The 11,746-nt window shown below is 54.7% G+C and carries 10 protein-coding genes; 5 read left to right on the top strand and 5 right to left on the bottom strand.

Annotation, left to right across the window (positions count from 1 at the left end; all coding sequences use genetic code 11):
- The 3 genes from ABX962_RS18245 to ABX962_RS18235 all read left to right on the top strand — a co-directional run.
- The coding region (locus tag ABX962_RS18245; protein ID WP_372721468.1) for a hypothetical protein at positions 1–1,068 on the top strand (1,068 nt) is incomplete at its 5' end.
- A 16-nt stretch (positions 1,069–1,084) separates the two neighbouring features.
- Positions 1,085–1,819 (top strand): hypothetical protein, encoded by a 735-nt coding sequence (locus ABX962_RS18240; protein WP_372721467.1) that lies wholly within the window; start codon positions 1,085–1,087, stop codon positions 1,817–1,819.
- A gap of 83 nt (positions 1,820–1,902) precedes the next feature.
- Positions 1,903–3,750: a YHYH protein gene (locus ABX962_RS18235; protein ID WP_372721466.1), complete on the top strand. Its 1,848-nt coding sequence runs from the start codon at positions 1,903–1,905 to the stop codon at positions 3,748–3,750.
- Positions 3,751–3,782: 32 nt separating this feature from the next.
- On the opposite strand, the gene ABX962_RS18230 is transcribed toward ABX962_RS18235, so the two are convergent.
- Together ABX962_RS18230 and ABX962_RS18225 are read right to left on the bottom strand one after the other, a co-directional pair.
- Positions 3,783–5,339, bottom strand: coding sequence for a PQQ-binding-like beta-propeller repeat protein (locus ABX962_RS18230; protein ID WP_372721465.1), 1,557 nt, complete (start codon positions 5,337–5,339; stop codon positions 3,783–3,785).
- A 204-nt stretch (positions 5,340–5,543) separates the two neighbouring features.
- Positions 5,544–5,711, bottom strand: coding sequence for a hypothetical protein (locus ABX962_RS18225; RefSeq protein WP_372721464.1), 168 nt, complete (start codon positions 5,709–5,711; stop codon positions 5,544–5,546).
- 75 nt (positions 5,712–5,786) lie between these two features.
- Here ABX962_RS18225 and ABX962_RS18220 point away from each other — a divergent pair, with 75 nt between their 5' ends.
- Positions 5,787–7,130: an MFS transporter gene (locus ABX962_RS18220; protein ID WP_372721463.1), complete on the top strand. Its 1,344-nt coding sequence runs from the start codon at positions 5,787–5,789 to the stop codon at positions 7,128–7,130.
- A 73-nt stretch (positions 7,131–7,203) separates the two neighbouring features.
- On the opposite strand, the gene ABX962_RS18215 is transcribed toward ABX962_RS18220, so the two are convergent.
- Positions 7,204–8,070 (bottom strand): endonuclease/exonuclease/phosphatase family protein, encoded by an 867-nt coding sequence (locus ABX962_RS18215; RefSeq protein ID WP_372721462.1) that lies wholly within the window; start codon positions 8,068–8,070, stop codon positions 7,204–7,206.
- Positions 8,071–8,934: 864 nt separating this feature from the next.
- Positions 8,935–9,339, bottom strand: coding sequence for a GxxExxY protein (locus tag ABX962_RS18210; protein ID WP_372721461.1), 405 nt, complete (start codon positions 9,337–9,339; stop codon positions 8,935–8,937).
- A 975-nt stretch (positions 9,340–10,314) separates the two neighbouring features.
- Between ABX962_RS18210 and ABX962_RS18205 the strand changes: the two genes are divergently transcribed.
- The gene (locus ABX962_RS18205) at positions 10,315–11,466 is read left to right on the top strand and encodes a DUF2235 domain-containing protein (RefSeq protein ID WP_372721460.1); all 1,152 of its coding nucleotides are present in this window, start codon (positions 10,315–10,317) and stop codon (positions 11,464–11,466) included.
- Positions 11,467–11,541: 75 nt separating this feature from the next.
- Here the strand turns inward: ABX962_RS18205 and ABX962_RS18200 are convergent.
- Positions 11,542–11,746, bottom strand: a 205-nt coding sequence (locus tag ABX962_RS18200) for a hypothetical protein (protein ID WP_372721459.1), incomplete at its 5' end; no start/stop codon positions are given.

The raw sequence follows: 11,746 nt of genomic DNA, 5'->3' as shown, positions 1-11,746 counted from the left end.
TCAACTAAGAGAATGTGTCCAGCGAAAAAGCTTGGAGGCTGGCGTTCAATGAACTCGGACATGCGAGATTTGATTGACGGATACCTCGACGATTTGCTGTCCCAGCAGCAACTGCAGCAGCTGAGCCAGTGGATCCAATCGGATCCGCTGCATGCCCGACAGTTTGCCTCGGAATTGATGCTGCATGACCGGCTACGTAATGAATTGATGGCACAGACCGAATTGGCGGCTTTAGACCAATGCGAACCACAAGTGCAGTTGCAGTCAAACGCCTCTGCAGACCAATGGTGGAAACGTGCCCCGATTGCTTTGGCGACGACCGCGTGCGTTGTGTTGCTCGGCACCTTTTTGTTTTGGCACTCCTGGAGTGCTCCCACTGCATCCGCGGCGGGATTGGAGCTGGACCGAATCATGAAAGCCAATGCTCGATCATTGGATCGCACGTTTGTGATTTCGGTCGAAGAGACTCGAAGGCCTCAAGGGGACCGGGAACGCAGGTCGCCCGAGCATCATCGTCCTCCCAAACCATCGCTCGATGGTGCGATCTTGGATGTGCGTGGGGCACACCAATTTGTGTTGAAGCGAAAAGTCGGGCAAGGAGAATTTTTTATCACAGGAAGTAATGGGTTGACGAGCTGGGCCGTGCGGCCAGATGGACCGGTGCGGTTCAGTGATGATCGGACGCGATTCAATCGAGACCTACCCGGTCACGAGCATTCATTGCCGATTAACAATCTTCATGACGGACTTGATGCGTTGCACACCGCCTACGATTTGCACGTCATCCCCGTCGACGGAGAGCCTTTAACATCAATCGACGAAGCGGATATTCAGCCCAGCCGGTTAATGGTGGCGGTGAAGAAACCAGGGTTTCTAGGGCCTGCCCGAGTCGAAATTCGTTACGTCGCAGCAAGCGGCCAGATTCGTCAGATGCGGTTCTTCGAGATGCCCTATGGACCCGATAACGTGACCTTAAGCATGACCTTGGTCGAAGAGCGAACGCTTGCACCTGACTATTTTGATCACCAATCCCATCACGACCGTGAACGTGTCGTGGAATTCGAGTAATAGAGAGAAAGACAATATGAAACGACTCGTCTTTAGCATGGTCGGAATCGTAGCACTCGTCTGCACCGTCCAACTAGCCCAATATGCTTGGGCTCAGCGTTCGTCGAATCCGACTTTCTCTCGAGGCAAAATTGGCAAACCTCAATTGAGCGACACCGTCAAAGCGAATCTTTACGCCGACAATTGGTTTGTGATGTACATTAACGGCGAATTGGTCGCAGTCGATTCGATTAAATTCATGCCGCACAACGTTGTCTCGGTCGATATCTTGCCGGATTATCCGATGACGATTGCCGTGATGGCGAAGGACAATGCCGATGCCGAAACAGGCATGGAGTACGCCAACACCCAAATCGGGGACGCCGGTTTCATTCTGAAATTTGGCGATGGCACCGTCACCAATTCCGACTGGAAAGCGAAGGCGTTTTCACACGGACCGATTGATCGTGATACCAAAAACCCGCGAGTCGAAAACCTGGCTATCCCCGAGGATTGGTATGCGATCGATTTTGATGATCGCTCGTGGGGGAATGCAAAAGAGTATACGCAGGAGCGAGTGGGGCCGAAGGAACCGTTCTTTGCCCATGATTTCGCAGGAGCGAGATTCATTTGGACTGACGATATCGAACTCGATAACACCGTCATCTTTCGCCATGTGGTCACCTCACCGCCCGATGGTAAATCTCGCCCCGATTTCTCGAATCTCAATGACATCGTTCCCAGTGCTCCGCCTCGAAAACCGAAGCGATGACATTGCCGTTGTTGAACCAGTACGATCGCTGAGTGCCCGGGCCATTTCGAACCAAACATTTTTCTCACCACAAAATCAATCGCATGAACGTTCGCTACCTCGCTCTCCTCGTTGCTGGCCTATTGCTGGGCATCGGCTCGGTGAATTTGTCGGCACACGAAGGGGGCCATCACGATGATTCACCCGTGTCCAGTGCGTCACGAACATGGTCAGTCGCGGCCGACGGCACTCACTTGCACGGAACCTTTGTCTGCGTCATCGATGGTGATGTCCAGATTCGCCGAGGAGATGGCAAGTTGACGCGGATCGTGATCAACCGTTTGGTCGCATCGGATCAAGCTTGGATCGAGGCTCGGCAAGAAGAGATCCAACTTCTGAATCGGCACCGCGATATGCGACTTGTGATGTTGAATCGGCCGAGCGATAGCGATCAGCGAAAAACGCCCGATGCCAAGTCAATGCCGGCCATCGGCGAGCACTTCAAGCCATTTGAGCGGATGCTGCAGCTGCGTTGGGACGATGATTTTTTTTACGTTGGTTCCAATGGGCTGCCCGAACATCCGATGATGATCGGTATTCGCGCATGGCAACAGCAGGTTCCGATCCCACAGAAGTACCTTGGCGACAACGCTTGGCGAATTCCGCTGCACCCCGTGCCGGCGAAGAATCCGATGTCCACCAAGAATGACTTTTTGCGTGGTGCAATCGCGCTGGCAGTCAACGGTGTTCCAATCTTCAATCCGCTGAACAATCGTGGCGACGACGCATTTTTGTTTGGCGAATTGGATCAGTACGGTGGTCATTGTGGTCGCGCGGACGATTATCACTACCACATTGCTCCGGTCCATCTCGAAGAAACAACCGGTGATTGCAATCCGATTGCCTATGCCTTGGACGGCTATCCGATCTTTGGTTATCAAGATCAGAAAACTGCGGATTTCGCGCCGCTCGACAGCCTGGGGGGACACAAAGATGCCTCCGGCAATTACCACTATCACGCCCAGAAAACCTATCCCTATCTGAATGGCGGTTTCTATGGCGAAGTCACCAAGCGTGACGGTCAAGTCGATCCGCAACCCCGGGCCGAACCGCTACGCCCTGCGCTGCGACCCCTTCGCGATGCAAAGATCACGGGGTTCAGCCGAACCGGCAACCAATTTCAACTTGTCTACGACGTTTCGGGACGCAAAGGCAGGATCGATTATGTCGTCAAGGAAAATGGCAGCGTCGATTTCACGTTTCAGGATCCCTCGGGAAATACGCGAACCGAGTCCTATCAAAGTCGCATGGGCAAGCCCTACTTGCCACAGCGGGATGCATCGGAAACCGACGTCGATTTGAGCCATCACTCACCAAGTGGGATGCCCATGTTGACGGTCACCAGCCCAGCCTTTGCTGCCGGCTCTGAAATGCCCATCGAGTTCACCGGAGACGGAGTGGGGCAATCGCCTCCGCTAGCATGGACAAAGGGGCCGGAGGGGACGCAGTGCTATGCGCTCAACCTGTGGCATACGCCCGGCCCCGGCGACATTAAATCATATTGGTTGCTTTACGATATCCCAGAGGATGTCACCCGTTTGCCAGCGAATGCGCGCGGGATTGGAACCGCAGGCTACAACGACAAAGGGCACACGACCTATGACCCGATGCGATCAAAAGGACCCGGCGTCAAGGAATACCATATCACGGTCTACGCGTTGTCCGAAAATCCCGACTTTGCATCGACCAAAGTCACGCGTGACGAGCTGCTGAAAAGCATCGCCGACATCACCTTGGCCCAAGGTACGCTGGACTATCAATACACGCGGACGCGAACCGGATCATGGATGATGATTGCCGGATTGATCCTTGCCGGCATCGTCGCGATTGCAATGTGGTTTCGCAAACGAAGGCCAACACCCAGCGTTGGTTTGCCGCTAGTTCAAACATGACGTCGGTACGGAGTCGGCTTTTTAACTCTGACTCAGGGTCCACTACCGATGCAGATGATTTCGCGGCTGGTGCGTTGGTACAGACGCCCGCGTGCGGCCGAAAAGGGACTCAAGGTCCACGTCTCGCCTGGCAGTCCAAGATCGTTCACTGCCACCAAGGCGTTTTCGTCAAAACGCTCTGCAGTCGCATCGACAACGTAGACCGTCCCCAGCACGGTTGAAAAGTAAACGCGATCATTCACCACAATCGGTGTGGCGGCCGAGATGTGACCAAACCCGTGACTCAGTCGGCGTTTATCGCCTTCGACCGTGAATCCAGAACCCGTCATGTCGCCGGATTTGAATTCACTCCACGAAAACTTCTTCTTGCCGTTCTCGATGACGACCTGCACCGGCACTTGCAGGTAGCTGACTTCCTCTGTTTCGATATCGATCCGCCCCAAAATGCCTGGCTGGCCGCCTATGAAGAAGTAGTACTTGCCAACTCCGATGTTGGTGCGGTGCGTCAGCAGATGAGGTGATTTTAGTTCGGACGCGTCTGCGGGCTCTAGGTAGCGGCCGGCGTTTTCGTCGAACGCGATGAGGCTGCCGGTGCCGCGAATGCGGATTCGCTTCACGGTCTCGCCCGTTGCCAGATCGAGCACGAAGAAATCGTTGCGGTCGAAACAATAGGCGTACTTCTCGTCGATAAAGTCGGTTCCTTCAAACGACAATCCCTGTCGTTCCCAGACCAAGTCGTGTGCGTCGTTCAGCCGAGACAGACTAACACCGTAGGGTTTTTCCGGAGGGCTGTGACTGCCGCCTCGGGCGTGCAGCAACACGGTCTCGCCGTGCAGCAATCCGAGCGCACCTTTGCTGTGCACGCTGATGCCGTCCGGCATGATTGCGGTCGGCTGTCCGGTCAGCGCATCGAAGCATCGGATGTACATCCACGGCCAGCCGGTTTTGCTGTTCTTGTCGTAATCGGTCGCCGTTTGTTCGCGGCGCTGGGGATCGCTCGCGTCACGCATCATTGCGTAGTACAGGTTGCCGCCGTGCAAAAACGGTTGAAATTGTTTCGCCGAATGTTTGGTGCGAACTTCAAATTCCTTGCCCCACACGCGTTGGCCGTCCAGGGTATGGCACGCCATAAAGCCGCCCGCGTTGACGAACCAAACATGCTTGCCATCGGACACCGGGGTTGGCGTGGTCGAATCGGTGAAGGTGCCGTTGACCTGGTTCGGCCGCTGCCCCGGCAGATCACAACTCCACAGGATCTTGCCCGTGTTCGCGTCGAGACAATAGCCGCGAGTTTCCGATACCCACGTTCCTTTGGGGCCGATGTCTTCTGCGGTCAGTTGACGGAAACAGGTCAGAAACAGCCGGTCGCCCCAAACGGCGATGCCGCTGTGTCCTGTTTCGGGCAACGGCATTCTCCAGCGAATGTTTTTGCCCGTGGCGACGCTCCAGTCCGTCGGGTACTCGGTCTGCGAGCTCAGGTGATAGTTTCGCTGAGGCCCACGATGCTCTGGCCAATGATCTTGGCAGAACGCGGTGGAAGTCAGGGCGGCGAAGAGGCCGACAAGGGGCAATGTTATCCGAGGGGTCACTTTCAAGTCTGCCTGTGATGTCGATGACAATTGGGAGGGCCAGTTGTGCCGGTTGCGGTGTCATCCATCATAGTTGATGATCCGAACACCGGGGCGAACGCCGATACCGCCGCGATTACAAGATCGAAACGCAAGCAAGCCGCCGAAACACACTAGGACGCAGGGCATCTCGTATCGCTCGGAGGTGATTGCGGCCACTGGTTTTTATAGCGGAGCGGCGTGGATACCCCGCACGGTCAAAATCGAACGTTTTACTCGCCGCAAGCGGGCGGGAAAGACGCCGCGATCGCTACTAAAGTCGATGGCATTGAATGCATCGACGGGGGGAAGGACAAATCCACGATCTCCGCCAAGGTCGTTCGGGATCGTCATGTCAATCCCCGCTGACTTGCAGAGCGAAGTGAACTCCAATGATCCCTTCGTCCTTGAATTGCGATGGCATCGTGTATGAACTCTGATAGCGAAACGCCGCGGCTTCATCACCCCCCGCGGTTGGTCAACTTTCCCTTCAATCCCACTCGGTTACCGTTCTTCTATGGCACGGTGGTGATGGTGTGTGGCACGTTGGGGGTGTTGGCGAGTGCCCCAGGACAGACCGTGGGCGTGTCGGTGTTCACCGACTTTCTGATCCAAGCACACCAGTTGTCGCGGAGCTGGATTAGTTTCGCCTACCTCGCCGGAACGATCGCCAGTGCGATGTTGATCACCCGCGCCGGTCGCTGGTACGACCGATTCGGCGGCCGCTGGGTGTCAGCGATCTCGGCCGGTATGCTGGCGGTCGTGTTGACGGGAATGAGCTATTCCGCCGTGATTGCCGAGTCCGTCGCATCAATCTTGCCTGCCACGTACCGTGATCACACGTCCTTTGTCGTGTTGACGCTCGGATTTTTCGCGATGCGTTTCTTTGGCCAGGGAATGTTGACGCTGTCGTCGCGGAACATGGTGTTGGAGTGGTTTGAACAGCGGCGTGGAATGGCGTTGGCGTTCATCGGGATCTCGGTCGCCTTTGGCTTCTCAGTGACTCCGCCCATTTTTGAATGGCTGATCCAACGAGGCGGATGGTCGTGGGCTTGGCAAACGATTGCGGTGGTCGTTGCGGTTTACGCGTTTCTCGCGTTTTGTTTCGGTCGGTCAAAACCAGAAGACCACGGTTTGCTGCCCGACGGACCCTTTGCCAAGAAGGATCGAAAGACGCATGCCGAAACTTTAAGCGGACGTCAATTCACTCTTTCCGAAGCTCGACGCACCTACAGTTTTTGGGTATTCACGTTCAGCGTCGTCATGTCCGGTTTGGTGTTAACAGCCTTCTCGTTTCACGTCGTCTCGATCTTTGCCGATGGCGGAATGTCGCGAAGTCAGGCCGTTGCCATTTTTGTGCCGGCCGCCTGTGTCAGCGTCGTTGTTGAATTTGTCGGCAGCTGGCTCAGCGACTTTGTCAAGTTGAAATACTTGGCGATGGTCCAGTTGGTAGGCATCGTGATGCTTTCCTTGAGTTTGTCGTTCTTGTCGCCAGGGCCATCGGTTGTTTTTGTGGTGTTGGGGATGGGGCTGATGCAAGGCATGTTCGGAATCATTTCCGGAGTGACTTGGCCGCGGTTCTATGGCCGCACGCATCTCGGCGCGATCTCGGGATTTTCGACCTCGATCGTGGTGGCGGGAACTGCGGTCGGCCCGTACTTGTTCAGCGTCTCGCACGACCGATTTGGCAGCTACCAAGCAGCGACGCTGTTGTGTGCCGTTGTCGCACTAATGTTGCTCGCCGCCTCACCCCGCGCCGACCGCCCGCAATAGTTTGTCCCGCAGCAGACTTTGGGTGCTGGTCATGCTCCGGGTTAAGCGTTTTGGAGCAACGAAGGTTAGTTGGCTAGCGTTTTACTGCGTCAAACACGGCCAATTGTGGCAGGTGGTCGCTCAAGGCAAACGATTCCTTGTCGTCGATATGCAAGCGGAACGCGCCCTCGAACAGCGGTCTTGATTCAACGATCTGATCTGCGATCGGCCCTGCGGCCATGACGTAATCGATCCGCCACTTGGGGATATCCGCTTTGATCGTCGGGCCGTCGCCCTTGCCAACGCGAGCGAATGTATCGGTCCATCCAGCGTCGATCCAAAGCTGGTATTCTTCGGTGTCAGGTCCGTGATTCAGATCGCCAATGAGAAGCATCGACCGCCCGGCATCAAGATCCGGCTTCATCGATTCGAGCATCACCCGAATCTCTTTCAGCCGCACCGTGGGCTCGGCGGTGGGATAGAGATGAGCCGAGTGAACAACGAGTGGCTCACCACCGGGCAGTTGGATCGTGGCGCTTCCCCAGTGCCGAGTGAACAAGTCTTTTGGTCGTTCGGTCGCCATCGGCGCGTTGTGAAATTCGCTAATTTCATAACGGCTCAGCAGCGTGCCTGGCCAGCTTCCGCCGCTCGCAAAGCGGACGTGATTCATTCCCAGCAGCTTCGCAACTTCTTGAGTCAGTTCCTCTGCGGGGGATTCTGAGAAGTTGATGATGTCAGGTTCCTGCAAAGCCAGTTCCATCGCCAGTCGCCGCGCCATTTGGCCTTTCGCCACTGCCTGCTTCGCCAAGCGGCGTTGCTTGGGCCACCCTGTAAGTCCATAGATGTTGTAAGCGATCACTCGCAGAGGCGTGGTCGTTGAATCATTCGCATACGAACTGGCGTTTGCCACCGCGAGACTGGCAGCGAGCGTGCCACAGAATTTTCGGCGAGAGATGTTCATCGTGTTCTCCAGAAGTGTAGAGCAGGATTGTACCGCAAATATGCATTTGCTGTTGGGCCCGGGCCTACCGAGTAGCTGGTGGAATTGATCATCCGACGCCAGCGACCGCTGCAAACCGCTGCTGCTTGGCTAAGAAAACAAAAGCTCTGTTACCTCTGTTATCTCCTGTTCAATCGACCGCGCAATCTCAAGCACCCTGTCCACGAACCCGCGTCGACGAAGACCGGGGGGGAATTTGAACAGGAGGAAAGGGAGGAAACGGAGGTCCCTGCACGGCTTGGTGTATTCAACGCTCAGGCTTGGTGAGATTCAAGCTTCAACAACGAAGCCGGAACAAAAACTCTGTTATCTCTGTTCTCTCCTGTTCAAACGACCGCGCAATCTCGACCACCTCGTCCACGAACGCGCGTCGACGAAGGCCAGGGGGATTTGAACAGGAGGAAAGGGAGGAAACGGAGCCCCATGCACGGTATGGTGTATTCAAGGCTCAGGTTCAGTGGATCCAAACTTCAGAAACATAGCAGGAATAGAAACTCTGTTACGACTGTTATCTCCTGTTCAAACGACCGCGCAATCTCGACCACCTCGTCCACGAACCCGCGCCGACGAAGTCCAGGGGAATTTGAACAGGAGGAAAGGGAGGAAACGGAGCCCCATGCACGGCTTAATGTATTCAAAGCTCAGGCTTGGTCGATCCAAGCTTCAGCAACAAAGCCGGAACAAAAACTCTGTTACCTCTGTTACCTCCTGTTCAAACGACCGCGCAATCTTGAACACCCCGCACAGGACCCTCGCCGACAAAGACCGAGCGGGAATTTGAACACGAGTGAAGGGAAGACCTGCGTGGGACTTGATAACTTGGCCTCAGGCTTGGTTGGCTCCCGGCAGCATTAGCCTCGAGATGCCATCGGTAAGTTTGAGAACGTTAAAGTTGATGATCAGCCCGATCGGAATGTCTAGTAATTTCATGTAGCTCAGAAGCTGTGCTTTATGGATGGGCTGGACCGATTCAGTTGCTTTCACCTCGACAAATAGGCATCCTTCAATGAGTATGTCAAACCGGAGCGGGTACTCACGCTGAAATCCCTTCCATTGAACGATCACTTGTTGTTGGTTGTCTGCTTTGTGTCCGCGGATTTCAAGTTCTTTGGTAAGACACCATTCATAGATCGATTCGAGTAATCCGGGGCCTTTGTCCTTGTGCACTTCAATCGCAGCGCCAATCACATCGTGAGTGAGTCCCGAGGCCTTTTCAAATAGTGAGTGCATTTTTACGCTCCAAACAGAGAAAACGAAGTGTGAATTGAAATTCAGTTATCTACGCTTCTTTCTGATAAAGCAAGTCTCTGAACCTGAGTGGCCCCTTGCAGCAACCCGGGGAGGATTTTGAACAGGCGGAAACGGACGAAATGGAGAGCCCATGCACGGCTTGATGTATTCAAAGCTCAGGCTTGGTGGATCCAAGCTTCAGAAACATAGCTGGAATCGAAACTCTGTTACCTCTGTTATCTCCTGTTCAAACGACCGCGCAATCTCGAGCACCCCGTCCACGAACCCGCGCCGACGAAGGTCAGGGGAATTTGAACAGGAGAAAAGGGAGGAAACGGAGTCCCATGCACGGCTTGGTGTATTCAAAGCTCAGGTTCAGTGGATCCAAGCTTCAGAAACATAGCTGGAATCGAAACTCTGTTACCTCTGTTATCTCCTGTTCAAACGACCGCGCAATCTCAAGCACCCAGTCCACGAACCCGCGCCGACGAAGTCCAGGGGAATTTGAACAGGAGGAAAGGGAGGAAACGGAGTCCCATGCACTGTTTGATGCATTCAAGGCTCAGGTTCAGTGGATCCAAGCTTCAGAAACATAGCAGGAATCGAAACTCTGTTACCTCTGTTATCTCCTGTTCAATCGACCGCGCAATCTCGACCACCTCGTCCACGAACACGCGTCGACGAAGACCAGGGGAATTTGAACAGGAGTGAAGTAGGGAGGGGCTAGTTGGCGGTGCTGGGGGATTTTGTTGTTCATCCCGCTTCGGGGACGTGTAGCCACGTCCACTACGGGGAAGGGGATTCGAGGTGCTTGCTGGGTTTGAGGACAATAATCGCAAAGGTCAATTTGTATCCGCCTGCGCTGAATCGCTGGGGACGTTGGTCGATCGTTAAGTATGAAAATCGCTGCATCGGTTGATAACACACGCAGTCGCTTGACCCTAGCTCGATGCACATCGAGTAAAATTCAGCCACATGAATTCGGGTGCGATTGATGATGGAGATCGAGCGTTGGTAAAAAACATCGTGGTATGCTGCGACGGGACGGGGAACCAATTCGACAGCGATCAAACCAATGTGCTCCGGCTGCACTACTCGCTTGTCATTGATGCGCAGCGGCAGGTCGCCTTCTATCAGCCTGGGGTTGGTACTTTCAGTCCAAGTATGGCTTTGACCCGTCCCGGCCGAGCGTTCAGCAAAGCGATGGGACTCGCGTTCGGAGCCGGCTATCGTAAGACGATCGAAGACGCTTACTGGTATATTGCACAGCACTATCAGCCGGGGGACCGGATCTGTTTGTTCGGATTTAGTCGCGGCGCCTACGCGGCTCGTGTCGTGGCCGCACTGTTGCACAGCGTGGGAATCCTGCAGCCCGGTAACCGGCAACTCGTACAATATGCGATGGCGGAGATCGAGTTGCGGAAAGGACGCCGTTTGGACTTTGCCCATCTTGGCCGCTTCCGAAAACAATTTTCACAGCGATTCGAGGAAAAGCCGTTCCTATTCTTAGGACTCTGGGACACGGTGTCTTCCGTGTCGTGGGCATACGATTATTTGTCGTACGCATTTACCGCCAGCAATCCGAGCGTCGATGTCATCAGGCACGCGGTTTCAATCGACGAGCATCGAGCATTCTTTGCGCAAAACCTATTCAAACGTCGGAAGCATCAAGACTTTGAAGAAGTTTGGTTTGCGGGGGTGCATAGCGATGTCGGTGGCGGGTACCCCAAAGACGAAAGTGGTTTGGCGAAGACGGCCTTGGAATGGATGCTGGTTCAAGCACGTGATGTTGGCGGCGTCTTGCTCGACGATTCACGAGTGGAACGTGTGCTCGCCGAAGGCAGTAGCCCTGATCACGCAGGACCGATTCATCGTTCGCTAACTTGGAAATGGTGGTGTGCAGAATTCTTTCCGAAGCAGACCTACCCGTCGCCTGTTCCGTTTCCCCACCTGTTTCGGCGGAGGAAACCAACAAGCCGATCGGCCAGAGAATCCGATTCAGGGACGTGTCGGATCCATCAGTCAGCAGTGCGGCGATACAATGACACGCTCTTGCAATACAAGCCTTCCAATTGGCCGGATGAGTTCGAGATCGAACCAGAGTCACGATACGCATTGAAGTCGTGATCAATGTGCTTAACAGACAATACGTGTCGTCCGAATCGTTCCTCGCCAAGCCGGCCGTCTCGAACGGCATTTGAGCTACTTACCGAGTTTCGCTTTTGCGATCAGCTTCTCGAGTTCTAAGACGTGGTTGTACGGTGCGCGTTTACGGCGATATTTATTCGAAACAATTTCGTAGAGTGTTTCGAGATCCTCGAGCGAAATGACCGGATGTAAGGTCCACTCCGTTTCCGATTTTAGACGGGACCGAAGCTTCCATTGCCCCCCGTGTTGCGTTGCGGTG

It is taken from the genome of Novipirellula sp. (assembly GCF_041583735.1).
Lineage (GTDB): Bacteria > Planctomycetota > Planctomycetia > Pirellulales > Pirellulaceae > Novipirellula.
This window is presented reverse-complemented; position numbering and strand designations above follow the sequence as displayed.